Genomic DNA, 24,841 nt, shown 5'->3' on the forward strand with positions numbered 1-24,841 from the left:
GATTTCCTCCCATTGCCATTAATTTTTTCGGATCTCGAAAAAATCTGGCTTGGCCAGTTCTTAGGACAAGATCCGCTGCGGGTCAATTCTCAGACAAATCGGATGCCCGCCGCAGGAACAACGCCGACAGCGGACTGTCGGGCCGGGCCAGCTGCCGTTCGGCGGTCAATGCCCGCGCCAGCGCCTTATCGTCGGCGCGCAGGGCGGCCTCGAGCAGCGTCAGGTCGATCACGTCGCGCTGCGCATGGCTGCCGCCGAACCGATGCGCGATCGAGCGAATCGGCCGGATCAGGCGTGCCGTCTCGTCGTAGTTGCCTTGGCCAAAGGCCTGGATGGCAAGCGTCAGCGGGTGGCCGACGTCGCGCGTGAACGCGGCATTGTCGTCAGTGCCGCGCATCGCCTCACGCTGCACCTCGATCAGCGTTTTCGCCGGCGCTTCCAGCCCGGCGCCGACAAAGGCCATCATCGCATGGGCGTCGTTGAAGGCGTAGTTGCCGGCGGCGGCCTTCGGGATCCAGTTGGCGGCGAGCGCCGCCCAGCGGTCGCCGACATCGACGCCGCCGAGATGGAGACGCCACAGGATCGCCGAGGCGTCGACCATATTGAGCGCCAATGTCGAGCGTTTTCCATAGATCGGCCCGTCATAGAGCCGGAGCACCTCGCCGGTTTCGCCAAGATCGTAGTGGAACAGCGCCAGATGCCACCAATTGTGGATCTGCAGGAAACTCTCCTTCGTCCACGCCTCCGGATTGGCGCGCATCCAGGCGATGCCCTCTCTTTGCCGGCTCTGCATTTCCATAACATGCGCCACCGCGTGCTGCGCCCAGCCGTCGCGCGGCTCGATCTCGACGGCCTGCCGCCCAAAGGACTCGGCGCGGGCATAATCGCCCATCTCCTCAAGCCCGAAGGCCTGCATGCCGAGAATGGCGTGGTAGCCCGGCATGTCCTTTTGCCAGGCCGGCAGCGCCCGGCCGATGCGGTCGCGCAACATGCGCGCGTTACCGGTGAAGAAATCGATCTGATGTCCGGTCTGCAGCGCCAGCGCATCGAGTGGGAAGTCGACGGCGATGTCCTCGAGGATGCGGGCGGCTTCATGCCATCGCCCTTCGGCGAGATGGCCAAGCGCTGCGACATGCGCCGCTTCGCGCGCGCTCGCCGCCAGCGGCAGCGCCGCTTCGTAACTGGACCGTGCAACCGCCGACGCGTCGCGCTCCGTGGCGAGGCCGAACAGGTAGCCCTTGAAGACATGCGCCATGACGAAGGCCGGGTCGTCGGCAATGGCGCGGTCGATCGATCCGACCGGATCGCCGATGAAGCACTGCAGCTCATGCACCGCCTTGACGTAGGACGAGAAGCCGACTTCGGTTGCGCCTGAATAGTTCAGCCCGAATGCATCCTTCATCATTATGTCCTCGCTGTCGGGCAATTTTGCGATCGGGATGCGATCCTAGGGCAGCCAACCGCGCAGACATAGCCTCGCAGTTGCCTCGCTTTGGCCAGTCCTAGTTCCCCGACCGCATCGCCACCGTGGCGATGCCGGCGCCGACCAGCAGCGTGCCGCCGGTGCGATTGAAGATGCGGATCGCCTTCGGGTTGCGCACGATCGCGCGGGCCCTCGATGCGACCAGCGCGTAGCCGAAAGCGTTGGCGAAGGCCAAGGTCAGGAAGGTCGTCTCGAAGATCAGCATCTGCGCCCAGAAGTCGGCGTGCCGGTCGAGGAACTGCGGCAGGAAGGCGACGAAGAAGGTAATGCTTTTCGGATTCAGCGCCGTCACCAGCCAGGCATGCGCCATCATCCGTGCCGCCGACACCGCGTCGGTACGCGGTTCGGCCTTCAGCGCGCCGCCGGCGCGGAACAGCTTGATACCGAGATAGATCAGATAGCCGGCGCCGATCACCTTCAAGATGGTGAACACCGTCGCCGAAGCCGCGAGCAACGCGCCGATGCCAAGCATCGACAGCGTCATGGCAGTGAAGTCGCCCAGCGCGACGCCCATTGCCATCGGCAGCGCGGTGCGCCAGCCCTGGCCCAACGCATAGGAGACGACCAAAAGGATCGTCGGGCCCGGAATGACGAGAAGGATCGAAGAGGCGGCGGCGAAGGCAGCCCAGTTTTCGAAGGACATTTCCCTGCTCCTTGAGCGCAAAGAACAGGATAAATCCTGGGGTCGGCGGGAATGTAAAGAGGCCGTTGGAAAAATCTTCAACGGCTCGACCGGCTGGCCCATCGGCCGCCGCAACGATCCGTTAGGGTTAAGCCGGACCAACGCCCTTTCACCCTTTTTCAACCATGACTGGCGAAAATGCGATTATCCGGCCGGACCGTGCTTCCCGCCGGCAGCGTAGGGTTTGGTGTATGCGCGAGTTGCCGCAAAGTCTGACGCCGCCTTCCAACGGCGCCGCAATCGATACCGAAATTCAGCTTTCCCGCCGCGCCGTGCTTTCGGGCGCAGGCGCCATCGCGCTGCTCGGTTTTGCCGGCTGCAGCACCACCGACACGCTCGACCTGCCGCAAATGCAGCTCGACAACACCGTCACCGGTTCCGTGCCGCCCATGCGCCCGGCGATCAGCGTCGACAAGAACATCACCGGCCCCGATGTGATGTATGCCTCGTTGACCGATGGCGGCTTCCAGGTGCCGGCCGTGCCGTGGCAGAAGGTCAAGCCGCGATTCCGCCGCCAGATCGTCGTCGATAAGACTGGCGAGGCGCCCGGAACCATCGTCGTCCACCTGCAGGAGCGCATGCTCTATCTTGTCCAGCCGGGCGGCGATGCCATCCGCTACGGCGTCGGCATCGGCAAGGACGGCTTTCGCTGGTCTGGCCGCGCCAACATCCAGTATGGCCGCGAATGGCCGGTCTGGACGCCGCCGCCGGAAATGATCCAGCGCAAGCCGGAACTGGTGAAATGGCAGGGCGGACAGCCCGGCGGCCTGACCAATCCGCTCGGCGCCCGGGCGCTCTACATCTACCAGAACGGCAGGGACACCGGCTACCGCATTCACGGCTCGCCCGAATGGTGGAGCATCGGCCAGGCGATGTCCTCGGGCTGCGTGCGTCTGATCAACCAGGACATCATCGACCTCTACAGCCGCGTCGCCAAGAAGAACCCGGTCGTCGTCGTCTGATCTTTTTCAGGCGACCTGTCCGGTCGCCATCTTCGAGATCCCGTTTCTTCCGTTGCGCGATGCCGCAAGACAGGCGAAGGTGCCCTGAATCCTTCGCTTCGGGAGAGATCAAGCATGGCTGGAACCTTCGTCATCGCGCAGGGCGGCGGCCCCACCGCCGTCATCAACCAGACCGTCGTCGGCGCGACGCTGGAAATCCGCAAGCGTCATCCCGGCGCCAAGGTGCTTGGCTCGATCCATGGCGTGCGCGGCATCCGCGACGGCAATTATGTCGATCTCTCCGCCATTCCCGAGGACCGGCTGCGGCTGATCGCCGGCACGCCGAGCGCAGCCCTGGGCTCGACCCGCGACAAGCCGGACGCCGCCTATTGCGAGATCATACTCAACGGCCTGAAAAAGGCCGGCGCCGACGCCTTCATCTATATCGGCGGCAACGACACCTCGGGCACGCAGCAGATCCTGACCGATGCCGCCGGCGGCTCGATCGCCTTCGTGCATGCGCCAAAAACCATCGACAACGACCTCGAGGAGAACGACCACACGCCGGGCTTCATCTCGGCGGCCGAATTCGTCGCCGGCGCCTTTCTCTCGGTCGATCTCGATTTCCGCGCTTTGCCCGGCATCTATGTCGGTATCGTCATGGGCCGGCACGCCGGCTTCCTCACCGCCGCCGCTGCCGCCTGGCAGCTCGATCCCGACAGCGGGCCGCATCTGATCTATGTGCCGGAGCGCGCCTTCTCGGCGAAGCGCTTCATCGATGAAGTGCGCGAAAAGCTGGATCGCCACAAGCGCTGCATCGTCGCCGTATCGGAAGGCGTCAGCACCGCCGACGGCAAGGCACTGGTCGAGAGCCTGGTGCCGCCGGAGAAGCTCGAGCGCGACCAGCACGGCAACGTCAAGCTGTCGGGCAGCGACCTGCCGGCGGCGCTCGAGCGTGCATTGGCAGAAGGCCTGCCGGGCAAGCGTGCCCGGGTCGACGCACTGGGTTACATGCCGCGCGGCTATGTCGGCGCCATTAGCGCCGTCGATGCCCAGGAAGCCTTCGATGCCGGCGCCTTCGCGGTCGCCGTCGCTGGCGAAGGCGGCGGTTCGGTGGCGATCCAGTACGACGGGTCGAAGAGCGTGCTGAAGAAGGTGCCGCTGAAGGCGGTGGCCGGCAAGACCCGCCATATGCCGGACGATTTCATGCAGCCGGACGTCAACCAGCTTTCGGAAGCCGGCATGACCTATCTGAAGCGGCTGGTGCCGGAGAAATATAAGGTCGGGAAGCCGTTCGTCTGATGGGCGAGCTTGTTGTCGGCGACTGGTTCGGCAAGGCTGTTGTCGATGCCAGGACGACGATGCTGACCGAGCCCTTCGTGCATGATTTCGTGCGCGCCAATATGTGGCATCTGAAGGGGCGCGACGCCGACCTTCTGGTCGACACCGGCATGGGCATCTGCCCGCTGGCGCCTCAGATCGACACGCCGACCGGCAAGCCGCTCATCGTCGTCGCCACGCACATCCATCTCGACCATGTCGGCTCGCTGCATGAATTTCCGCTGCGCATGGGGCCGAGGATGAGCGCGGCTCAGTTCCACGGCATGGATGATGCCGTCACCTACGCCTACATGTTCCACAATCTCGACGGCGCCGTCTCGAAACTGCCGGCGCCGGACTGGAAGGCGGCCGACTATCGGATTCCGTCCGCGCCGCTGACCCGTGCGCTCGACGAAGGCGACGTCGTCGATCTCGGCGACAGGCAATTCCGCGTGCTGCATCTGCCCGGGCATTCGCCGGATTCGATCGGGCTCTTCGACGAGGCTGATGGCCTCTTCTTCGCCGGCGACGCCATCTATGACGGCATGCTGATCGACGATCTGCCGGATTCAGACCGCAGGGCCTATTGCCGCACCATGCAGCGCCTGCTCGACCTGCCGATCCGCATCGGCCTTGGCGGCCACGGCCCGATCTTCGATGCCGCCCGCATGCGCGCAATGGCCTCGTCCTACCTGCGCCGGCGCGAGCGGTTCGTAAGCGGTCTCTGAATTAAATCTTCGTAAGGTCATCCAAAGGCCCTGATTCAGGCCATTCCGCATCCTAAATCTTGATTGTCGATCCGGCCGGCTGCCATGTGCGGCGAGGCAGGCATTCCCGGTCGCCGACACGTCGACGGGCGCTCCTCCAGAAGCGCCTGCGGCGCTGGATCAACCTCTCGCCCGGACAGAAACGACCATGTCACCATTAAGCATTCTTCGCAGACATCGCGTCGCCGCCCTGCTGGGCGCCGCGCTGATCATTTCGCCCGTCGTCGTCTCCTCTGCCGAAAGCAACGCCGGCCTCAGCACCGTGGCCGCGACGACGCAGACCCCTGTCGCTGGCATCACGGCCCCGAACGGCTCTTTCGCGCCGGTCATCGCCGTCACCAAGCCGGCTGTCGTCACCATCACCTCGATCATGAAGACGCAGCCACAGGCGGGTGATGACGGTTCGCCCCTCGGCGGCAATGTGCCATTCGACCAGTTCTTCCAACAGTTCTTCGGCGACCAGGGCATGCCGATGCCGCGGACGCCGCCGCAGCAGCAGGGGCCGCGCGCCGAGGCGCTCGGCTCCGGCTTCATTGTCGGCGCCGACGGCACCATCGTCACCAACAATCACGTCATCGATGGCGCAAGGTCGATCAAGGTGACGCTCGACGACGGCACCGAGCTTCCGGCCAAGCTCGTCGGCCATGACGCCAAAAACGATCTGGCGGTGCTCAAGATCAAGGCCGACAAGCCGCTGCCGACCGTCAAATGGGGCGATTCCAGCAAGCTGATGACCGGCGACCAGGTGCTGGCGATCGGCAATCCGTTCGGCATCGGCACCACGGTCACCGCTGGCATCGTTTCGGCGCGCGGCCGCGACCTGCATAGCGGGCCATTCGACGATTTCATCCAGATCGACGCGCCGATCAATCATGGCAATTCCGGCGGCCCGCTGGTCGACGTCAATGGCAATGTCATCGGCATCAACACCGCGATCTATTCGCCCAATGGCGGCAGCGTCGGTGTCGGCTTCGCCATCCCGTCGGACCAGGCCCAGAAGGTCATCGCCAAGCTGATGAAGGGCGGCGACATCGAGTACGGCTATCTGGGAGTTCAGATCCAGCCGGTCACGCCGGATGTTGCCGGCGCCATTGGCCTCGACCACCTTGCCGGAGCCTTGGTCTCGTCGGTCACGCCGGGCTCGCCTGCGGCCAAGGCGGGCATTGAAGTCGGGGATGTGATCACCGGCTTTGGCGGCAAAGAGATCAAGGATACGAAGGACCTGTCGCGCGCCGTGGCGGATGTCCCGCCCGGCAGCAAGGAAACGGTCGACGTCTGGCGTAAGGGCAAAGCGGTTCAGGTCTCCGCAGACGTCGGTCGCAACACCGACGATGTGAAGACCGCCTCGAATGGCGAGGGCGGCAAGCCGTCAGCGGGCCAAGGCGTGCCGTCGCTCGGCCTCGGGCTGACCGATATCACTCCCGATATCCGGCAAGAGCTCAACCTTGCCGACAACCAGCACGGTGCCGTGATCGAGCGTGTCAATCCGGATAAGGCGGCTTCGGCAGCGGGCCTCCAGCCGGGGGATGTCATCGTCGGCGTCGACCAGACGCCCGTAAAGAACGCCAGACAGGCGAACCAGGCGATCGCCGAGGCAGCCAAATCGGGCAAGAAGTCGGTGCTGTTGCTTGTCGATCGCGGCGACCAGCAGATCTTCGTCGCCGTACCCTTCGCCGCCGGCTGAGAATGACCTGAGACCTGCCGGTATCGCCGGCAGGTCTCTCTTGAGATTTCTGTTGCCCCGTGGGACGTCTTCGAGAACACTGCAGTCCGGTTGCACAGGAGCGTCTCGATGGTGACCCGTGGCTTCTTTTCCGGACGGCGTCCTCCATCCGACACTGACGCGCGCATTCCGCCCGGCCAGTATCTGGAGCAGGGTTTTCCCGTGCTTTCGGCAGGGCCGACGCCGCGCGTGCGTACCGAGGACTGGTCCTTCACCCTCAAGCAGGGGCCAAAGCCGATCAAGAAATGGAACTGGGCCGAGTTCAACGCCTTGCCGCAAAGCAAGATGACGCGAGACATCCATTGCGTGACCGCCTGGACCAAGTTCAACACGCCCTGGCAGGGCATCATGATCGACGACATCCTCGCCGACGCCGGCATCGAGCCGCCGACCGCCTACACGCTGGCGCTGTCCTTTGACGGCTATTCCACCAATGTGCCGACCAAGGACCTCGTCACAGGCAAGGCTATGGTGGCGCTGCTCTATGAGGGCAAGCCGATCACGCCGGACCATGGCGGGCCGGCGCGGCTCCTGGTGCCGCATCTCTATTTCTGGAAATCGGCCAAATGGGTGAACGGGCTGCAGTTCACCGAGCGCGACGAGCCGGGCTTCTGGGAGCTGCGCGGCTATCATATGTATGGCGACCCCTGGCGCGAGCAGCGCTATTCCAGCGACCCGTGAGGGGACGATCGGTGAGCAGCAATCGATGAGTGCCGAGCCGTCGCCGCAATCGCCGTGGCAGGCCGCCACGATCACCCGCATCGAAAAACGCACGCCGCGCGTCACCAGCTTCTGGTTCCAGCCGTCGCGGCCCTTCACCCATCTGGCGGGACAGCATGTGGATGTCAGGCTGACGGCGCCGGACGGCTATCAGGCGCGCCGCTCCTATTCCATCGCCTCGGCGCCGGAAGCAGGCGCAGCCGTCGAGCTGGCGATCGAGCGGCTGGACGACGGCGAGGTCTCGCCTTTCTTCCACGATGTGGCCGCGGTCGGCGACGAGATCGAACTGCGCGGACCGCTGGGCGGCCATTTCATCTGGGAGGAGAGCGACGGCGGGCCGATCCTTCTGATTGGCGGCGGCTCCGGCGTCGTGCCGCTGATGGCGATGGCGCGCCATCGCACGCTACGCAATGCGGCGGTGCCCGTTGCGCTGGTCTTTTCGGCGCGGGTCTGGGACGAGGTGATCTTCCGCGACGAGCTGATCGGCCTCGACGACCGGCTTGACGGGTTCAGCCTAGTACTGACGCTGACCCGCGAACAGGCCAGGCGACCTTCCGACTATTCCCGGCGCGTCGACGCCCGCATGATGGCGCAGGCCATTGAGCGCCTGCCCAAGGCGCCGAGGCTCGCCTATGTCTGCGGCTCGAATGCGTTCGTCTCGGCGGCTGCCCAGGCGCTGATAGACGCCGATGTCCCGGCAGGGATTATCCGCACCGAACGTTATGGGGTTTGAGACGAATCCTCTTTCAGCTCCTGTCTCAGCCGGTTCTGGAAAATTTGGCCGAAACGATCTGGAACGGCAGCGCGCCGTAAGTGGCGACGGCCTGCTCATTGTCCCAGACGCGGAACTGCCGTGACGGCCGCGCCTCCAGCACCAGGGCCTGTCCCGCCTGGTTCAACTTCACCTTGCCGCGAAAGCGCAGCAGCCGTTCTCCGCCGGAACGGCTAAGCGCCATCGAGCGTAGCCGGGCGACATGCCGGTCGCCCGCGTTGAGCTCCATCTCGATGCGGCGCCGGACCGGGGGAACAGCGATGCGCACGATGAGATCGAGCATCATCTCGCCGGCATCGCCTGGCAGCTCGTCCAGGCTCTGCGAGAGCACGAAGGCGGCAGGCCCGCCAGCCGCCTTTGCCGCCAGCGGCTTGCCGCGCCACACTATGTCCGGCTCGGACTGCTTCAGCCGGCCTTTCTTGCGCTGCAGGCGAAGTTGCTTGGCAAGGCCGCGCGACAGCCAGGTCAGCGCGCCGAAATCGGTACGCGGCTTGGCCTGCAGCACGGATGACAGGCGCGCCGCGCCGCGCCGGTCGGCCATATCGACAACCTGGGCGAGGACCGCTTCCGGCACCGCGATGCCGATCTCCAGCGCCAGATAAGAGAGCGCCACCGCCGCGGCGACGGCGAGGCCGCGCCTGGCGACGACGTCGAGGAATATGTCCCAGTCGACATTGCCGCCTTGGATGGCCACGGTGCAGTCGACCAGCCAGTCGCTGTGCGTATGCGCGTCGAGGCCGCCATGCGCGATGGCGAGCGCAATGCGGTCGGCTGGCGAAGGCACGACCACTTTGACGTCGCTGAATTCGGCGGCGATCGCGCGGTGCCAGATCGCGAGGTCGTCCTCGGCGCTCTGCTGCGAGCCGTCATAGGCGAGCTGATGCAGATCGATGTCGCCGTAATTGCCCTTGAAGAAATTCATCGAGCGCAGCGACGCCAACCGTGTCCGCAGATATTGCGGGGAAACGCCGGTGGCTATCTGCCAGTCGCGGTCGCGCAGCACATCGAAAGCCGGCTGCATGTCGTCGGGCCGCACCAGGATATCGATGTCGTGCGCCACGCGTCCGCGCTGCGCGGCGGCATCGAGCGCGTTGCGGCTGGCGCCCTTGATCAGCATCACCTTGCAGCCGGCATCGACCATCGCCTTCAAGGCGGGCTCTGCCTCGCGCATCGCCATGCGCGACTTGGTCCACAGCATCTTCTGCAGGCCGACCAGGCGCGGATAGGCGGCCTGGCCGGCAAGCTTGCGTCCGAACCTGTCGGAAATCGCCGCGAGCAGCCGGTGTTCCCGGAAGGAGACATGATCGATGTCGTTTTCGTCCAGCCAGCCGGCGGCGCAAAGGCGTGCCGCCTCCTCGTCGGGCAGAAGCGCGGCCTTGAGCAGCCGGTCCAGCGATCCGGTCGGCCAGGACCAGCCATAGTCGGGAAAACGCCTGCCGATGCGACGGATCTTCGCCATCAGCTGGAGCTGGCCTTGCTCTGCGCCCGTCGCAGCATGGCCAGGCGCGCCACTTCCAGGTAACCGCGGTCGCGTGTCGCGTCGCGCCCATAGGACAGGCTTCCTGGCCTGATGCGCCGCAGCGTCAGGACCTCGTCGATCATGTCGAGGACAAAGCCGGCCTCGCGAGCCCGGGCGATCCAGTCGATCATCTCGCCGCGACCACCTGGCGGATCGATCATCGGGCCGATGCTCTGGGCCACCTCCCGGCGAATCAGCATCGTCGAGCGTGACCAGCCGGGCGTTGCGGTCGGGGCCATTGCGTCGGGCTCTCCGTCGCGGAAACTGCGTATATGGGTGAAGACCCCGGAGGTGCCGGGAAGCCGTTCGAGATGGGCAAGCTGCGCCGCGATCTTCCCCGGCAGCCAGAGGTCGTCGGCATCGAGCGTGGCAATGAAGGGCGTCGACAGCTGGGCGATGCCGCGCGTGGTCGCGCTGCCCGGCCCGGCATTGTCCTGGCGCAAGAGCTTGAGCGGCAAGTCGATGCCGCTGATCGCTGCGGCGAGATCATCGGTCGAGCCGTCATCGACCACCACGACCAGTTCGGGCCGCAGCGTCTGCGCCGCCACCGAGCGCAGCGTCTCCGCGATCGTTGCGCTGGCGTTGCAGGCCGGAATGACGACGCCATATGTGCCCATCAGTTGAACTGCCAGTCCGCGAGTTTTTTCAGTTCGAAGATGCCTTCGATCGGCTTCAGCGACGGGTCGGCCCTGCGGCGCTTCATGGATTTATAGACGGCGCGCATGAATTCGCGAGACTGGACGTCCTGCTGCCTTGTCATGTTGCCGGCATGTCGCCGGTAATAAAGCGCCAGCGTGTCCGGCAGCACATAGCGCGGGCCGATCTCGAAACTGCGCAGCAGGAAGTCCGTATCCTCGGCCTGGATGAAATCCTCGTCGAAACCGCCGATCTGGTCGACCAGACCGCGCGAGAAGATCGCGGCCGAGAGATGAATGCCGCGAACGGTGATGCTGTTGCTGTCGGAGGTCGGCTCCAGCGTCTCCTCGTCGATCCTGTCGACTAGCATCATCCTGGAATAGGTGAGCTCGAGGGAGGGGTCCTTCCGGAAAAGGTTCAGATCCGCCTCGAAGCGCCCGGCCGGCGAGATGTCGTCCGAATCGAGAAAGGACACCAGTTCGGTCTCCGGCCTGAGCTGCCTGAGCCCGCTGTTGCGCGCCCGCGTCACGCCCATGTTTTCCTGCTGGAATAGCCGGATGCAGGGCGCTTCGTCCATCATCGCGCGCACGGCTTCGGCCGAGCCGTCCCTGGAGCCGTCATCGATCACGATGATGTCGAGCTCGGCCGCATTTCGTTGCCGAAGCAGCGAGCGCAGCGCTGCGCCGACATAGGACTCGCGATTGTGCACGGGCATGATGACGCTCAGCCGCATCCGTGACCCCAAATCACCCAAGCAGACCCCATTGTGCCCGGCATTCACATCATTTGCCACTCGGGCGGGCTCTTCAGCTCGAAAATACCCTGCACGCCGCGCAGCGACGGATCCGCCCGGCGACGCCGCATCGATTTGTGAATGGCCCTCAAATGATTGCGGAGCCTGCTGGCGTGTTCCTTGGTTACGTTGTCCGTGTGGCGACGGTAGTAGATGGCGACGCTGTCCAGCAGCTGATAGGTCGGACCGCTTTCGAACACACGCAGCAAATAATCCGTGTCCTCGGCCTGTTCGAACTCCTCGTCGAAATCACCGATGCGTTCGACCAGCGCACGGCTGAACAAGGCGGTCGTCAACGAGATTCCTCGAAACGTCATGACACGGCTGTCGGGTGTCGGCTCCAACCGCGCGTCATCGATCCGATCCACCATGGTCATCAGCGAATAGGCGAGCTCGAGGCCAGGCTCGGCTTCGAAGCGGGCAAGATCGGCCTTGAAGCGCCCGGCAAGTGAAATGTCGTCGGAATCGAGGAAGGACACGAAGCCGGCATCCGCGGGCAATTGCCGCAGCCCGGCGTTACGCGCCTTGGCGACGCCCAGATGGCGCTGCTGAAACAGGCGGATGCAAGGGTGCTCGCGCATCATCGAACGCACCGCTTCAGCGGAGCCGTCGCCCGAGCCGTCATCGACGACAATGATGTCGAGGTCGGCAGCGTCACTCTGCCTGACCAACGAGCGCAATGCCGCCACGACGTAGCGTTCGCGGTTGAAGACGGGCATGATCACGCTCAGTTTCATCAGGCGCCCCGTGCGAGAAAATCCCTAACAGCGCCGGCGATCTCGTTGGGACCCGTCCCGAGGGAAAGCCTGTAGCAGGGCAGGAAGCGCGTGAGATCGCTGAAGAACCGAAAGCCGCTTTCCCGCTCGCCGGGCATCTGCGCGATGCCGGACGGCGCCAGCGCGATCATGGCGTCCTTGCGAGATATCGGCACGATCGAACTCGTCTTGCTGTCGCCGACATGTGGCACCATCAACGCGAAAATGTCCAGACTTGCACGTACCGGCCTGGGCGCGATCTCGTTAATGTGAAAGACGCGCTTGCCTTGCCAGTTGAGCGGCCGTGCAGGCCCCAGCCGCCCTTCCAGGCCAAGCCGCGCGAATCCCTTGGGATCCTGCTTCAGCGTCGAAAAAAGCGGTCGCGCCCTTACACCGTCGTCGAGGTCGATCAGCACATAATCGTCGCCGACGCTGTCCAGCCCGTTCAGCAGGCCGGCAACGACGGTGCCCGATTTGCCCGCGCCCCCGGCGCCGGCCAGCAGCACGCCCTTGCCATCGAGACCCAGCGTGCCGGCATGGGTGAGTCGCATGCCCCGCGCGGCATATTCCCAGTGCAGGAAGGCACGTAGCGGCGCGCCGGGCTCCCAGGGCGGAAAGGCGTCGGCCGACCGCATCAGCTGGACGCCGACACGCCGCTCAGGATCGTAAATCTGCCAGAAATCCAGGTCGTGGAAATGATGGCCACGCAGCCCTGCCTCGGCGAGCTTTTGGGCAAAGCCGTGCTCGGTGAAATGCGCATCGCCCCAGCTTGCCGGTTCCGGCATGCCGTCGATGCCCGGATGGCCGATGAAGATGCGGCATTGACGGGAATCCCGCGGATCGCCCTTGGCTTCAATGAAAGCTTGGCCAAGGGCATCCGCGAGCGCGCCGCGATCGAGATGCGCCACCAATTCCAGCCCGGGCAGGCGGACGGTTCGTTGGACCGGAAATTGCCCGGCCGCGCCTTCGGCGGCGGTAATGAGAAAGCGGGCATAGTCCGGCAAAGTCTCGAGCGTCACACGTGGCATGGCCTGTTCCAGCCTGGCTCGGCCTGTCGCCAGCCGATCAGGAAACCTGCTTGACGGCGGGCCAACCAAGCGGTTCCTCGACCTCATGGATCGGGTCGACGATGATGAGGTCGGCAAGGTCGTCATGGACGCTGACGTTGAGCGGTTCGCTTGCCGCCGCCAGCGCCGCCGGCAAGTCGTCGGACGACGGAAGCGGCGTTGCGCTGGAAGGCGCCAACAGGCCCAACTCGACCAGCTGCGCGATGAATGCCTCGAGGGCGGCGGCGTCGATCGCGGCGGCACCCGCGGCCGATTGGATCAGCGCTTCGGTGCCGACCCCCGAGGACAGTGCCTGCCAGACCTTGCTGCCGGAATCGGAAAAGCCGAAATACTTGCCGTTGGAAAGGTCGAGCACGACGGCTTCGCCGTCGAAGGATTCAAAAACGATGTCCTTGCTCGCAACGGCGTAGACGTCGGAAAGAGGCATGTTCTTGACCCCGCTGCAATTTAAGCCGGCCGCCGCCGGTCGCATCATTGCCTGACCCCTCGACAACGCCTGTAAACACTCGGCTCCTGCTTGGCAAGGCAAAGGCGGATCCGCCTCCCGCCGACCATTTGGAGGATCGGTTCGTCGGTCAGGCCTCGATTCAAGCACCGATAATAGGGGGATCGCGCCACCTTCCTGGGCCAAAACGCGTCTGAGCCGGATCCCGGATCGACCATCCGGGCAGGGGGTAGGACGGTTAATAGTATCGAAAAGTGACTATTAGGAGATTCTAAAGTCGAACCGAACGGTTCGTTTCTGTTGACGATGCGTGCAGGACGCTGTGAACATTGGCGGCCTGATACACTTGGTGAGCTAAGCTGGCATTTCATATAACTAATTGAAATAATTATAGAAAAAAATGATCGTAGGCATGCTTATGAAAATTTCAAGACCTGGATTCATAGTCCAGACGGAAAAACTTCGTGATTGGAATCCGGCGATTGGCTCACTCACATCCGCGCTGTCCGAACGACGCGATTTCATTCCCAAGACACGCCGCTAGACGGACCGAATAAAGATACTGGAGTGACAAAAATGAAAAAGATTGTTCTCACTGCCGCCGCCCTTCTGGCCATTTCCGGCAGTGCCTTCGCAGGCAGCGACAATTACAACGCGCAGGCTGCAAATCCGCAGGCCGCCACGGTTGACTCGTCCTACACGGCCTCGGTCCGCAAGACGGAGCCGGCCGCGCAGAACCCCGTCAAGACGGGCGCCGATCACAGCCTCTTCGGCAACAACTAACTGCCGATTTCGGACCGGCGGCGGGAGAGCCCGCCGCCTCGGTCCGACAAAAGATTCAGGAGTACCTAAAATGAAGAAGATCATCCTTGCCTCCGCGGCCCTGATCGCTGTTTCCACGGCTGCTTTTGCCGGCAGCGACAACTACAACAACAGCGGCGTCAACCAGCCGGCCCCTGCCGTCGACACCACGCGCACTTCGTCGATCGGCACAGACTCTCCGGTCTACAAGCTACTGAACTCGGGCGACGCGCAGAAGTCGGCGCCGCAGGGCAGCGACCGCGACCACTTCGGCAATCGTTAACAGCCGACCGTGATTTAAAACAGGAGCGGCGGGCCGAGGCCCGCCGCTTTTTGTTTGCCGTGACGGCTTTGTCCGCTCAGGCTGCCTTCGCTTCTTCGCGATGCAGCGTGAAGGAGTGGCCGTCCGCGTCGAATATGTGCAGGTCGCCGCCGGCGGCGTTGAGCCGCAGCGTTTCGCCGCGCTTGACCTCGACATTGCCCGGCAGCTTGGCGACCAGCGGCAGGTCTGCGCGGCCGATATCGATATAGAGGAGCTGAACCTCGCCGAGCTGCTCGATATAGTCGACCTTGCCCTCGAAGAGGTAATCGGAACCGGTAGCGATCAAGAGGTCCTCCGGCCGCACGCCGAAGCTCACTGCCGCGCCATTGGCCGAGGCTGGCGTGGCGATCGGCACCGTCGCCTTGCGGCCGCCGACATGGCTGACCACGGTCGGGTTGCCGGCCTTCTCGATCTTGGCGGGGAGGATATTCATCGCCGGCGAGCCGATGAACTGGGCAACGAACAAATTGCCTGGGCGCTTGTACAGCTCCATCGGCGTGCCGACCTGCTCGATGCGGCCTTCCTTCAGCACCACGATGCGGTCCGCCAGCGTCATCGCCTCGACCTGGTCGTGGGTGACGTAGATCATCGTCGTGTTCGGCATCGATTCTTTCAGCTTGGCGATCTCGATGCGGGTGGCGACGCGAAGCGCTGCGTCAAGGTTCGACAGCGGCTCGTCGAACAGGAACACTTTCGGGTTGCGCACGATGGCGCGGCCGATGGCGACGCGCTGGCGCTGGCCGCCGGACATCGCCTTGGGCAGGCGGTCGAGATATTTGGTCAGCTGCAGGATTTCCGCCGCCTGCCGCACCCGCTTGTCGATCTCTGCCTTGCTTTCCTTGCCGATCTTCATCGAGAAGGCCATGTTGTCGTAGACCGTCATGTGCGGATAAAGCGCATAAGACTGGAACACCATGGCGATGCCGCGCTTCGATGGCGGCACGTCGTTCACCACCTCGCCATCGATCTTCAATTCGCCCCCGGTGATCTCCTCGAGCCCTGCGATCGACCGCAGCAAGGTAGACTTGCCGCAGCCCGACGGTCCGACGAAGACGATGAACTCGCCCGATTTGATGTCGAGGTCGATGCCATGGAGAATGTTGAGGTTGCCGTATGACTTCTTCACCTGGTTCAGCGTGACATCGGCCATGTTTGTCTCCTCCCGTTGATTGCTGTCTCAGAAGTTCAGTCGATGCGCCCGAACCAGGCGCCGTAACCGCCGAGGCGGACCGGCCCGCTGCCAGTCTGTCCCGAAAAACCATGCCCCGGCAAGGCTTGCAGCGCGCCCTGGCCGAGATTGATCTCGGCGGGTTTGCTGCCGAGGTTGAAGGCGCAGACGATCCGCTCATTGCCCTCGCGGCGCGTGAAGGCGACGGTGTCGCCATCGCTTGCGATGAAGTCGATATCGCCCTTGGCCAGCGCCGGGTGCTGGCGACGGAAAGCGAGGAAGCGGCGGTAGTGCTCGAGCAATGAGCTTGCGTCGCCCTGCTGCACGTTGACGGCCAGCGATAGGTGCTTGCCCGGCACCGGCAGCCAGGGTTTCGCGGCCGAGAAGCCGCCATTCTTGGCAGCCGCTTCCCACACCATCGGCGTGCGGCAGCCGTCGCGGCCCTTGAATTCCGGCCAGAAGCGGATGCCGTAGGGATCCTGCAGGTCCTCGAATTTCAGCTCCGCCTCGCCCAGTCCGAGCTCCTCGCCCTGATAGATGCAGACCGAACCGCGCAGCGACATCAACAACGCCGAGATCACCTTGAGATAGGCGGTCGGATCCGCCTCGTTGGCGGCCCAGCGCGATGCCACGCGCATCACGTCATGATTGGAGAAGGCCCAGCACGACCAGCCGTCGCTGGCGACGGTGCCGAAAGCCTCCAGCACGGCGCGCACTTTCGCCGCGCTGATTTTTTCTGGCGCCAGGAAGTCGAAGGAATAGCACATATGGACGCGCTTGCCGTCGGCGGTGTAGGCGGCGACCACTTCAAGGCCGCGCTGGGAATCGCCGACTTCGCCGACCGCCGCCTGCGCCGGATATTCGTCGAGCAGCGCGCGAAAACGCTCGAGGAAGCCGAGATTCTCCGGGCGGCTCTTGTCGTAGATATGGTCCTGATAGTTGTAGGGATTGACCGCGGGCGCGGTCTGGTCGTTGCGCTCTTCGAGTGGCAGCGGCGGGTTGTCCTCCAGCCCCTGGCTATGGAAATAGAAATTGATCGTATCGAGCCGAAAGCCGTCGACGCCGCGCTCCAGCCAGAAGCGGGTGATGTCGAGCAGCGCGTCTTGGACTTCCCGGTTGTGGAAGTTGAGGTCCGGCTGCTCGGCCAGGAAATTATGCATGTAATATTGCTGGCGGCTGGTGTCCCACTGCCAGGCCGAACCGCCGAAGATCGATAGCCAGTTGTTGGGCGGCGTGCCATCGGGCTTGGCGTCCGCCCACACATACCAGTCGGCCTTGGGATTGCTGCGGCTGGAACGGCTTTCCTTGAACCACGGGTGGATGTCGGCGGTGTGCGACAGCACCTCGTCGATCATTACCTTGAGCCCCAGCCGGTGCGCCTCCGTCACCAGCGCGTCGAAATCGGCCAGCGTGCCGAACATCGGATCGACATCGCAATAATCCGACACGTCGTAGCCAAAGTCCTTCATCGGCGATTTGAAGAAGGGCGAGATCCATATGGCGTCGACGCCGAGCGAGGCGATGTAGGGCAGGCGCCGCACAATGCCTTTCAAGTCGCCGATGCCGTCGTCGTTCGAGTCCTGGTAGGAGCGCGGATAGATCTGGTAGATCACCGCGCCCCGCCACCAGTCGCGGTCGATGGCAGGGTCTGGTCTCGAAGTCGCCTTCAAAGCCGATTGCATTGTCTCAACCTCCTTTCACCGAGCCGGCAAGCAGCCCGCGGACAAAATAGCGCTGCAGCGAGAAGAACACGGTCAGCGGCACGATGATGGTGATAAAGGCCGATGTCGTGAGGATCTCCCAATTGCCACCTCTCGAGCCGAGCAGCGCGTTGAGCTTGGCCGTCAGCACGATCTGATCGGGCGCCGTGCCGAGGAAAACCATCGCCACCAGAAGATCGTTCCATACCCACAGGAATTGGAAGATGGCGAAGGACGCCAGCACCGGGAAGGACAGCGGCAGCACGATCTTGACGAAGATCTCGAAATCGCTGGCGCCGTCGATGCGCGCCGATTCCATGATCTCGCGCGGCAGGCCGGCAATGTAGCTCCTGAGCAGGTAGATGGCGAAGGGCAGGCCGAAGCCGGTATGCGCCAGCCAGATGCCGAGATAGGTCTTCGACGGCACGCCAAAGAAAGTGCCGACGCCGTTATAGAGCTTCAGCAGCGGGATGAGCGACATCTGCAACGGTACGACAAGGAGGCCGATGATGACGGCGATCAGAAGCGCACGGCCCGGAAACCGCATCCACGCAAGCGCATAGGCCGCGAAGGCTGCGATCAGGATCGGGATCACCGTCGAGGGGATGGTCACCGTCAGCGAGTTCATGAACGAGCGGCCGATACCCTCGGCAAACAGCACCGCATCGTAATTCTCGGTGGTGAATTTCGGCGGCGCCGAGGACGCATAATAGACGCGCTGGCCACGATCGCCTTCGAAGGCCTTTGGCGAAGACAACACGAAGCTGCCGTCGCTATTGACCTGCAGCGACACCCCGTCGCCGAGATCGGCCGCTGTGCCTGCCTTGTACTGCGTCGGCGCCGCCGCCTTGGTTCCGAAGGCGCTGATCGCGCGCTTGGCGCCGTCGCCGAAGATGTTGCCCTCGATGACGTATTTGCCATCCTTCTGGGTCTGGGCGGAGGCAGCCGGCAGACGCGCGGCCTCGGTCTGGCTCGAGCTTGCGAAGGAATTCCACCAGCCCGAGGCGATGATCTGGTCCTTGTCGCGAAGCGACGAGACGAGGATGCCGAGTGTCGGGATGGTCCAGATGACGACGAAGACCAGCACGGCGATATGAACGCCGAAGCGGCTGACGAAGGACTTTCCGGTGGACGCGGCCATCTCAATGCCCTCCCGTCTCTTTGTTGGCCTGGCGGATGTTCCAGATCATGATCGGGATGACCGCGATCATGATGATGATGGCGATCGTGGCGCCGCGGCCGAAATCGCCGCCGCCGCGGAACATCCAGTCGAACATCAGATTGGCCAGCACCTGGGTGTTCCATTGGCCGTTGGTCATGGTCAGCACGATGTCGAACACTTTCAGCACCAGGATGGTGATGGTGGTCCAGACGACCGCGATGGTGCCCCAGATTTGCGGCACCATGATCTTCCAGAAGATCTGGAACGGGTTGGCGCCGTCGATAACCGCCGCTTCCAGGGTCTCTTCCGGGATGCCGCGCAGCGCCGACGACAGGATCACCATGGCAAAGCCGGTCTGGATCCAGATCAGGATGATCATCAGAAAGAAATTGTTCCAGAGCGGCAGCGAGATCCACACCTGCGGTTGGCCGCCGAAATATTGGATGATGGCATTGAGCAGGCCGATCTGCACCTGGCCCTCGCCGCGATACTCGTAGATGAATTTCCAGATCACGCTGGCGCCGACGAAGGAGATCGCCAGCGGCAAAAATATCAGGCTCTTGGCGATCGTGCCCCACCAGATCTTGTCGGTGAGCACGGCGATGATCAGGCCGAGGAAGGTGCAGGCCGCCGGCACCACCGCCAGCCACAGGATGTTGTTGAAGATCGAGTTGCGGAAATCATGGTCGCCGAAGGCCCATTGGTAATTGGCGAGGCCGACGAAGTTTTCGCCGCCGCGGTCGAGGAAGGAGAGCCGCAGCGTCTCGACCACCGGATAGATCAGGTAGATGGTCAGGATGATCATCGCCGGGCCGACGAACAGCCAGGGCCGCACCAGGCCCTGACGGCGCAAATTGTCGACGGCGGCGCTGCCGGAGACGCCGCGCGACGGGAAGACGAGATCGAGCAGTTTGTTGGCGCCCCAGAAATAGGCGACACAGCCGCCGACGCCGATGATGATGACGAAAATGGCCGAGAAAATCTGAGCCGCCATGGGTCCCTCTCCCTGCGCATGACCGGCCAGGCAATGCTGGCGGCCGCATGCACCGACTTTATGAGTTATTCGGAACAATCGAGACGCGAAGGCTTCCGGCGTGCGCCGCCGGTCGGATCCGGGCCGTAGCCCGGATCCAGGTGGAGGATGAGGAAGATTTCAGGCCGCGCGCGGCGGCCTGCGCGCCGGCTGCCTACTTGATGGCATCCCAGCTCTTCTGGATGTCGGCGGCGACGTCCTGGGCGGACTTGCCGCCGACCAGGTCGATCATGCCGGTCCAGAAGGAGCCCGCGCCGACCTTGCCGGGCATCAGGTCGGAGCCGTCGAACCGCACCGTGGTGGCTCCGACGAGGATCTCGCCCTGCTTCTTCAGCGCGTCGCTGCCATAGGCGTCCTTGTTGGCCGACTTGAACGGGGTGACGAAGCTCTTCTGCGCCATCCACAATTCATGCGCGAGCGGCATCTGCAGGAACTTGATGAACTCGCGCGAGGCCTTGGAGTCCTTGGTGATCATCACCAGCGTTCCGGCCACTTCCAGCGGCGTGCCCAGTTCCGGCTTGGAGGCATAGGGCGGATAGGGGAAGAAGTCCGCATCCTGGCCGAGCTTCACGTTCTCCGGGAAGAAGGAAGGAATGAACGACGCCTGATGGTGCATGTAGCACTTGGGCGGAACGGTAAAGAGACCTTTCGGGCTGTCGCGGAAGTCGGTCGCTGCGACGGCCTTGGCGCCGCCATCGACCATCTTGTCGTCGGTCGCGATCTTACCGAAGATGTCGAGGGCGTTGACCACGGCCGGGTCGGTGAACGGGATCTCGTTCTTCGTCCATTTGTCGTAGACCTCCGGCGGCTGCGTGCGCAGCATGATGTCCTCGACCCAGTCGGTCGCCGGCCAGCCGGTGGCGCCGCCCGAACCCAGTCCGATGCACCATGGCTTGCCGCCGTCGGCGACGATCTTCTTCTCGAGGTCGGCCAGTTCCTCCTGGGTCTTCGGAACTTTGTAACCGGCCTCCTGGAAATTATCCGGCGAGTACCAGACCAGACCCTTCACGTCGATCTTGTAGGGAAAGGCATAGAAGCCCGGCTTGCCGTCCTTGCCCGTATAGGTGCCGAGCTTGGCCCAGGAGTCGCCGGCGGCATAATTTTCCTTGATCCAGGCGGCGACGTCGTCGCCCAGTGGGGTCAGCACGCCCTTAGAAGCGAGATCCTGGATCAGGCCAGGCTGCGGCAGGACAGCGATATTGGGCGGGCTGCCGGCCTGGGTGTCGATGACGATCTGCTGCTCATAATTCTCGGACGAGGAATATTTCACCTCCGCGCCGGTGGCTTCCTGGAAATAGTCGAGGACCGAACGCACAAGCGTCTCGTCCTCGCCGCGCCACGGCCCGAAGATGGTCAGCGTCTCGCCCTTGAGATCGACCTTCTTGAGGTCGTCGTAATTCGCCCAGTGAAATTTCGAATCTTCGCCCGGCTTGAATTTCAGTTCGGCATGTGCCGGCAGGCCAAGGGTGAGCGCAGCAAACGCAGCACCCAAGAGAAGCATTTTCTTCATCGCAGTCCTCCCAGTGTTGAGACAGTTCGGACGAAACCTCCATTTCGTCCGCCGACGCCCACGGAACTGTGACTCAGCGAGAAGGCAACCGCAACCTTTCGAAGAGCGTTCCAAAGCGCTTTGGCTCGTTTGATCTCGCCATTGAATCGTCATGAAGTCAAGGGGCTTGCTCCATTAATCGATTTAAATGACAACGAAGCAGCGAAGAAAGTGCGGTGCAGCATGCTTTTTTGGCGCTGCAATAGCAGTTTTTGCTTCAAAGCGGGCTAATGCACCTCTAAGGTCATCTTGCTGGCGATAGCGTCGGCCATCATCGGATCGATTAAAATTGAAAGCGCTTTGAGGCTGGAGGGCCTCCGATGAACCTCAAGCAGCTGTCGCATATGCTGTCGCTTTCGCAGACCACGGTCAGCCGGGCGCTGAACGGCTACCCCGAAGTCAGCGAGGAAACCCGGCGGCGGGTGATGGACGCCGCCAAGCGCCACGGCTACCGGCCGAACCCATCCGCTCGGCGCCTCGCCACCGGCAAGTCGGGCATGATCGGCTATGTGTTGCCGACGGGTGCATCCGTCGACATCGATCCGCATTTCGTCGAATTCCTCTCCGGCCTCGGCGATTACGCCCGCTCGCACGAGCTCGATCTGGTGCTCTCGCCGGCCGATGCCGACGACGAGGAGACCACCTACCGGCGTATCGTCGCCAACCGGCAGGTGGATGCCGTCTACCTCTCCGCGCCGAGGCCGGCGGACAAGCGGCTGGCGCTGGTCAACAAATTGGGCATCCCCTTCATCGTCCACGGCCGCAGCGAAGGCTTCGATTTCGACTATCCCTATCTCGACATCGACAATGAGGGCGCCTTTCACGAGGCGGGGCGGCTGCTCGTCCAGCTCGGCCACAAGCGCCTCGCGCTGATCAACGGCAACGACCGCGAGACCTTCGCCATCCACCGCGAGCGTGGCATGCGCCGGGCGCTTGCCGCGAGCGGGCTGATGCTTGGCGAGCGCCACGTCTGCTCGCTCACCATGACCGAGGAGAATGGCTACCGCGCCGCCCGCCGCCTACTCGAGGACAGCGAGCCGCCGACGGCGATCGCCTGCTCCAGTCTGATCATGGCGCTCGGCGTCGTGCGCGCCGTGCGCGACCTTGGTCTCACCATCCCTGGCGACCTGTCGCTGGTCGCGCATGACGACGTTTTTCCCTGGCTGCGGCCAGAGAATTTCCCGGTGCCGCTGTCGACCACGCGCTCCTCGATCCGCCTCGCCGGCGCCCGCGTCGCCGAACGGCTGGCCGCGCGGATATCGGGGCTGGAAGAGGGGGCTCGCGGCGAGGTCTGGCCCGTCGATCTGGTGGTGCGGGGATCGGTGGCGGGGGCGCCGGTCTAAGGTCAGATTCACCAGCCGGACCGTGGGCGCGCTCAGCTGAAAAGACGAGCGCGCGATGGATCGGTCGCAGACTAAGCCAATTTTTGCCTGCCAGGCCCCACCTTATTGTAAGACGTTCAAATTTGAGCTTCCGCACTCATGCTTTGTCGAGAGTATCTCCTGTAGTCTCTAGCCCTTCTGCGCCAAAAGTTGGCCGTTCAAAGCGCCGCCGGCAACGATGACGACGAATAGGAGAACGCAATGACCCGCACTCACGTTGAACGTCTTGAAGAGTTCAGGGAAATCCTGGTCGCGACTCGACGCGAAGGCGTCCGAAATGTGCACCACACTCGCGACGCGATGCGGGCAAGTGGCTTTCAGATCGGAGACAGCGATGGCTCAAGCTACGGCGCGCAACTGAAGGCGCTTCAAGAGCAAATTGAGGCGATCGATCGCGCCATCGAAGACGAGAAGCGGTTGGCCTTGGTTCTCGAGGGTGCGGTGCAATCCCGCCGGCCGACCAAGCCGAGAATCGTGAAGGGTGGATAGAGCCAACTACGGCCGCTGGTGAAGCTGGGCTTCCAAGGGGGCAGGATCCAACAGCTTCACCGGCCGCCTCCTTCATGGGCTGCATCAACTCCCGTGGGACAACGGTCCGCCAGCACCTGCTCCTGATCCTGGACGGTGACAACCGGTAAGGCAGAACCGTCAACAGCCCTCCAGAGTAGCCGTTTGCCCACTTTCCCGTTCACCGAAGCGGATCCAATCCAACATCCAGGGCCGCCGCCGAAGACTTCGGAGGTGGTGATTGTCGGTGGCGGCATCATCGGCGTGACGACGGCGCTTTTCCTCGCCTCTCGGAACATTCCGGTGACGCTGTTGGAAAAAGGCCGGGTCGCGGCCGAGCAGTCCTCGCGAAATTGGGGCTGGATCAGAAAGCAGGGACGGGACGCGGATGAGCTGCCGATCGTCATCGAGGCCATTCGCCTGTGGCGGCAACTGGCCGAGGAATGCGGCGAAGACATTGGACTCACCCAGACAGGCGTGACCTACCTGGCGAACGCCGACAAGGACATGGCCGGCTTCGAAGCGTTCATGAAGATCGCCGCGGCCCATGACGTCGACACGCGTCTCCTGGGTGCGGACGAAACCGCGAAACTCATCACCGGCATGTCGCGAAAGTTCAAGGGCGCGATGACGACGCCCTCGGATATGCGCGCGGAGCCTTGGCTGGCGGTGCCTGCGCTGGCCAGGCTAGCCGTGCGAAAAGGCGCCAGGATCGTGGAGAACTGCGCCGCGCGCACCCTCGAAATCGCGGCCGGCAGGATCAAGGGCGTGTGGACCGAGGCGGGATATATCGAGACCTCCACAGTGCTGGTCGCCGGCGGCGCCTGGTCTTCCCTGTTCCTGGCGAGGCACGGCGTGTCCATCCCCCAGCTCAGCGTCCGGGTAACCACAGCCGCAACGGAGCCCTTGCCTGAAATCTATGCGGGCGCGGCCGCCGACAACCATATCGCTTTTAGGCGCAGGCAGGATGGTGGATACACGCTCGCCGCGGGCGGCAGCCACTTGCTTTACCTGGGGCCTGACGCTTTCCGGCACTTCACCCAATATCTTCCCGCCCTCAGGGACAACCCGTTCGGAACGCGCTATTTCCCGTTCGCTCCATCGGGCTACCCCGATGGCTGGTCGACGCCGCGCGACTGGGCGCCGGATTCCCAAAGTCCGTTCGAGAGAATGCGGGTGCTCAACCCAGCCCCTGAGCCGGCAAAGCTTCGTTCGATCGAGCGCAATTTCAAGCAGCTTTTCCCACAGTTCGAGCAAGCCCGCTTGAAGGCCGGCTGGGGTGGCATGATCGACGCCATGCCCGACGTCGTCCCGGTGGTGGATCGAGTGGGTGCGGTCGGCGGTCTTTTCGTCGCGACCGGAATGAGCGGCCACGGCTTCGGCATCGGGCCTGGCATGGGCCGCGTGGTTTCCGACATGATCCAGGGAAACGAAACCGGGCACGACCTCAGCCGCTTTCGGCTGCCGCGCTTCCATGATGGAAGCCCGGTACGGTTGGGTCCGGCGCTTTGAAGCTGCTGATCTCCCCCCTCGCCGGGGAGATGGCCGGCAGGCCAGAGTGGAGGTGCTGTGCCGCCTACACAACAGATATGAG

24 protein-coding genes are annotated in these 24,841 nt (G+C 63.6%); 11 read left to right on the forward strand and 13 right to left on the reverse strand.

From position 1 onward, the window contains the following. Positions 1-82: 82 nt before the first annotated feature. Positions 83-1,408 carry a tetratricopeptide repeat protein gene (locus EN869_RS11780; protein WP_127226890.1) on the reverse strand — a complete coding sequence of 442 codons (1,326 nt, stop codon included), beginning with the start codon at positions 1,406-1,408 and terminating at the stop codon, positions 83-85. A 94-nt stretch (positions 1,409-1,502) separates the two neighbouring features. Further along, positions 1,503-2,126 carry a LysE family translocator gene (locus EN869_RS11785; protein WP_127226610.1) on the reverse strand — a complete coding sequence of 208 codons (624 nt, stop codon included), beginning with the start codon at positions 2,124-2,126 and terminating at the stop codon, positions 1,503-1,505. 230 nt (positions 2,127-2,356) lie between these two features. On the opposite strand from EN869_RS11785, the gene EN869_RS11790 reads away from it, so the two are divergent. From EN869_RS11790 to EN869_RS11815, 6 genes are all read left to right on the forward strand, one after another. Further along, positions 2,357-3,127 (forward strand): L,D-transpeptidase, encoded by a 771-nt coding sequence (locus EN869_RS11790; protein WP_127226609.1) that lies wholly within the window; start codon positions 2,357-2,359, stop codon positions 3,125-3,127. 114 nt (positions 3,128-3,241) lie between these two features. After that, a complete protein-coding gene (locus tag EN869_RS11795) occupies positions 3,242-4,408 on the forward strand; it encodes a diphosphate--fructose-6-phosphate 1-phosphotransferase (RefSeq protein WP_127226608.1) in 1,167 nt (388 codons plus the stop codon). Then, positions 4,408-5,154: an MBL fold metallo-hydrolase gene (locus EN869_RS11800; RefSeq protein ID WP_127226607.1), complete on the forward strand. Its 747-nt coding sequence runs from the start codon at positions 4,408-4,410 to the stop codon at positions 5,152-5,154. The genes EN869_RS11795 and EN869_RS11800 overlap by 1 nt, the downstream gene beginning before the upstream one ends. 187 nt (positions 5,155-5,341) lie before the next feature. After that, positions 5,342-6,877 carry a DegQ family serine endoprotease gene (locus EN869_RS11805; RefSeq protein ID WP_127226606.1) on the forward strand — a complete coding sequence of 512 codons (1,536 nt, stop codon included), beginning with the start codon at positions 5,342-5,344 and terminating at the stop codon, positions 6,875-6,877. Between the two features lie 108 nt (positions 6,878-6,985). Beyond that, positions 6,986-7,597 (forward strand): sulfite oxidase-like oxidoreductase, encoded by a 612-nt coding sequence (locus EN869_RS11810; protein ID WP_127226605.1) that lies wholly within the window; start codon positions 6,986-6,988, stop codon positions 7,595-7,597. 25 nt (positions 7,598-7,622) lie between these two features. After that, positions 7,623-8,369 (forward strand): FAD-binding oxidoreductase, encoded by a 747-nt coding sequence (locus tag EN869_RS11815; RefSeq protein ID WP_127226604.1) that lies wholly within the window; start codon positions 7,623-7,625, stop codon positions 8,367-8,369. Between the two features lie 25 nt (positions 8,370-8,394). Here EN869_RS11815 and EN869_RS11820 read toward each other — a convergent pair whose 3' ends face one another. From EN869_RS11820 to EN869_RS11845, 6 genes are read right to left on the reverse strand one after another with little or no spacing between them, the layout of a single operon-like run. Further along, positions 8,395-9,867, reverse strand: a complete 1,473-nt coding sequence (locus EN869_RS11820; RefSeq protein ID WP_127226603.1) for a nucleotidyltransferase family protein — start codon at positions 9,865-9,867, stop codon at positions 8,395-8,397. Continuing rightward, positions 9,867-10,544 (reverse strand): glycosyltransferase family A protein, encoded by a 678-nt coding sequence (locus EN869_RS11825; RefSeq protein ID WP_127226602.1) that lies wholly within the window; start codon positions 10,542-10,544, stop codon positions 9,867-9,869. The genes EN869_RS11820 and EN869_RS11825 overlap by 1 nt, the downstream gene beginning before the upstream one ends. Then, on the reverse strand, positions 10,544-11,296 hold the full coding sequence (locus tag EN869_RS11830; RefSeq protein WP_127226601.1) for a glycosyltransferase family A protein: 753 nt from the start codon (positions 11,294-11,296) through the stop codon (positions 10,544-10,546). The genes EN869_RS11825 and EN869_RS11830 overlap by 1 nt, the downstream gene beginning before the upstream one ends. A 44-nt stretch (positions 11,297-11,340) precedes the next feature. Beyond that, complete coding sequence (locus tag EN869_RS11835; RefSeq protein WP_167507013.1) at positions 11,341-12,093, reverse strand: glycosyltransferase family A protein; 753 nt, start codon at positions 12,091-12,093, stop codon at positions 11,341-11,343. Continuing rightward, positions 12,093-13,139 (reverse strand): serine kinase, encoded by a 1,047-nt coding sequence (locus EN869_RS11840; RefSeq protein ID WP_127226600.1) that lies wholly within the window; start codon positions 13,137-13,139, stop codon positions 12,093-12,095. The genes EN869_RS11835 and EN869_RS11840 overlap by 1 nt, the downstream gene beginning before the upstream one ends. A 37-nt stretch (positions 13,140-13,176) precedes the next feature. Beyond that, the gene (locus EN869_RS11845; RefSeq protein WP_127226888.1) at positions 13,177-13,605 is read right to left on the reverse strand and encodes a PqqD family peptide modification chaperone; all 429 of its coding nucleotides are present in this window, start codon (positions 13,603-13,605) and stop codon (positions 13,177-13,179) included. Positions 13,606-14,199: 594 nt separating this feature from the next. Between EN869_RS11845 and EN869_RS11850 the strand changes: the two genes are divergently transcribed. Next, complete coding sequence (locus EN869_RS11850) at positions 14,200-14,406, forward strand: DUF680 domain-containing protein (protein ID WP_127226599.1); 207 nt, start codon at positions 14,200-14,202, stop codon at positions 14,404-14,406. Between the two features lie 70 nt (positions 14,407-14,476). Then, a complete protein-coding gene (locus tag EN869_RS11855) occupies positions 14,477-14,707 on the forward strand; it encodes a DUF680 domain-containing protein (RefSeq protein ID WP_127226598.1) in 231 nt (76 codons plus the stop codon). Positions 14,708-14,783: 76 nt separating this feature from the next. Here the strand turns inward: EN869_RS11855 and ugpC are convergent, their stop codons facing one another. From ugpC to EN869_RS11880, 5 genes are all read right to left on the reverse strand, one after another. Continuing rightward, positions 14,784-15,896: a sn-glycerol-3-phosphate ABC transporter ATP-binding protein UgpC gene (gene ugpC / locus EN869_RS11860; RefSeq protein WP_127226597.1), complete on the reverse strand. Its 1,113-nt coding sequence runs from the start codon at positions 15,894-15,896 to the stop codon at positions 14,784-14,786. Positions 15,897-15,931: 35 nt separating this feature from the next. Further along, positions 15,932-17,596, reverse strand: coding sequence for an alpha-glucosidase (locus EN869_RS11865; RefSeq protein WP_127226596.1), 1,665 nt, complete (start codon positions 17,594-17,596; stop codon positions 15,932-15,934). A gap of 4 nt (positions 17,597-17,600) precedes the next feature. Then, positions 17,601-18,755, reverse strand: a complete 1,155-nt coding sequence (locus tag EN869_RS11870; protein WP_127226595.1) for a carbohydrate ABC transporter permease — start codon at positions 18,753-18,755, stop codon at positions 17,601-17,603. A gap of 1 nt (position 18,756) precedes the next feature. Beyond that, the gene (locus EN869_RS11875) at positions 18,757-19,770 is read right to left on the reverse strand and encodes a sugar ABC transporter permease (protein WP_127226594.1); all 1,014 of its coding nucleotides are present in this window, start codon (positions 19,768-19,770) and stop codon (positions 18,757-18,759) included. Between the two features lie 193 nt (positions 19,771-19,963). Further along, complete coding sequence (locus tag EN869_RS11880) at positions 19,964-21,319, reverse strand: ABC transporter substrate-binding protein (protein ID WP_127226593.1); 1,356 nt, start codon at positions 21,317-21,319, stop codon at positions 19,964-19,966. Positions 21,320-21,678: 359 nt separating this feature from the next. On the opposite strand from EN869_RS11880, the gene EN869_RS11885 reads away from it, so the two are divergent. The 3 genes from EN869_RS11885 (at position 21,679) to EN869_RS11895 (ending at position 24,759) form a co-directional block, all read left to right on the forward strand. Continuing rightward, positions 21,679-22,701, forward strand: coding sequence for a substrate-binding domain-containing protein (locus tag EN869_RS11885; protein WP_127226592.1), 1,023 nt, complete (start codon positions 21,679-21,681; stop codon positions 22,699-22,701). A gap of 240 nt (positions 22,702-22,941) precedes the next feature. Continuing rightward, complete coding sequence (locus tag EN869_RS11890; RefSeq protein WP_127226591.1) at positions 22,942-23,229, forward strand: hypothetical protein; 288 nt, start codon at positions 22,942-22,944, stop codon at positions 23,227-23,229. A 183-nt stretch (positions 23,230-23,412) separates the two neighbouring features. Next, the gene (locus tag EN869_RS11895) at positions 23,413-24,759 is read left to right on the forward strand and encodes an FAD-binding oxidoreductase (RefSeq protein ID WP_127226590.1); all 1,347 of its coding nucleotides are present in this window, start codon (positions 23,413-23,415) and stop codon (positions 24,757-24,759) included. The last annotated feature ends 82 nt before the right edge of the window (positions 24,760-24,841 follow it).

It is taken from the genome of Mesorhizobium sp. M2D.F.Ca.ET.226.01.1.1 (genome assembly GCF_004022705.2).
Lineage (GTDB): Bacteria > Pseudomonadota > Alphaproteobacteria > Rhizobiales > Rhizobiaceae > Mesorhizobium.

Bases quoted from the DNA above. Each gene is read 5' to 3' on its own strand.
- EN869_RS11820 (WP_127226603.1), bottom strand. From the start codon at position 9,867: ATGGCGAAGATCCGTCGCATCGGCAGGCGTTTTCCCGACTATGGCTGG.
- EN869_RS11890 (WP_127226591.1), top strand. From the start codon at position 22,942: ATGACCCGCACTCACGTTGAACGTCTTGAAGAGTTCAGGGAAATCCTG.
- EN869_RS11795 (WP_127226608.1), top strand. From the start codon at position 3,242: ATGGCTGGAACCTTCGTCATCGCGCAGGGCGGCGGCCCCACCGCCGTC.
- EN869_RS11815 (WP_127226604.1), top strand. From the start codon at position 7,623: ATGAGTGCCGAGCCGTCGCCGCAATCGCCGTGGCAGGCCGCCACGATC.
- ugpC (WP_127226597.1), bottom strand. From the start codon at position 15,896: ATGGCCGATGTCACGCTGAACCAGGTGAAGAAGTCATACGGCAACCTC.
- EN869_RS11865 (WP_127226596.1), bottom strand. From the start codon at position 17,596: ATGCAATCGGCTTTGAAGGCGACTTCGAGACCAGACCCTGCCATCGAC.
- EN869_RS11790 (WP_127226609.1), top strand. From the start codon at position 2,357: ATGCGCGAGTTGCCGCAAAGTCTGACGCCGCCTTCCAACGGCGCCGCA.
- EN869_RS11880 (WP_127226593.1), bottom strand. From the start codon at position 21,319: ATGAAGAAAATGCTTCTCTTGGGTGCTGCGTTTGCTGCGCTCACCCTT.
- EN869_RS11830 (WP_127226601.1), bottom strand. From the start codon at position 11,296: ATGCGGCTGAGCGTCATCATGCCCGTGCACAATCGCGAGTCCTATGTC.
- EN869_RS11800 (WP_127226607.1), top strand. From the start codon at position 4,408: ATGGGCGAGCTTGTTGTCGGCGACTGGTTCGGCAAGGCTGTTGTCGAT.
- EN869_RS11785 (WP_127226610.1), bottom strand. From the start codon at position 2,126: ATGTCCTTCGAAAACTGGGCTGCCTTCGCCGCCGCCTCTTCGATCCTT.
- EN869_RS11835 (WP_167507013.1), bottom strand. From the start codon at position 12,093: ATGAAACTGAGCGTGATCATGCCCGTCTTCAACCGCGAACGCTACGTC.
- EN869_RS11840 (WP_127226600.1), bottom strand. From the start codon at position 13,139: ATGCCACGTGTGACGCTCGAGACTTTGCCGGACTATGCCCGCTTTCTC.
- EN869_RS11805 (WP_127226606.1), top strand. From the start codon at position 5,342: ATGTCACCATTAAGCATTCTTCGCAGACATCGCGTCGCCGCCCTGCTG.
- EN869_RS11810 (WP_127226605.1), top strand. From the start codon at position 6,986: ATGGTGACCCGTGGCTTCTTTTCCGGACGGCGTCCTCCATCCGACACT.
- EN869_RS11850 (WP_127226599.1), top strand. From the start codon at position 14,200: ATGAAAAAGATTGTTCTCACTGCCGCCGCCCTTCTGGCCATTTCCGGC.
- EN869_RS11855 (WP_127226598.1), top strand. From the start codon at position 14,477: ATGAAGAAGATCATCCTTGCCTCCGCGGCCCTGATCGCTGTTTCCACG.
- EN869_RS11825 (WP_127226602.1), bottom strand. From the start codon at position 10,544: ATGGGCACATATGGCGTCGTCATTCCGGCCTGCAACGCCAGCGCAACG.
- EN869_RS11870 (WP_127226595.1), bottom strand. From the start codon at position 18,755: ATGGCCGCGTCCACCGGAAAGTCCTTCGTCAGCCGCTTCGGCGTTCAT.
- EN869_RS11885 (WP_127226592.1), top strand. From the start codon at position 21,679: ATGAACCTCAAGCAGCTGTCGCATATGCTGTCGCTTTCGCAGACCACG.
- EN869_RS11875 (WP_127226594.1), bottom strand. From the start codon at position 19,770: ATGGCGGCTCAGATTTTCTCGGCCATTTTCGTCATCATCATCGGCGTC.
- EN869_RS11845 (WP_127226888.1), bottom strand. From the start codon at position 13,605: ATGCCTCTTTCCGACGTCTACGCCGTTGCGAGCAAGGACATCGTTTTT.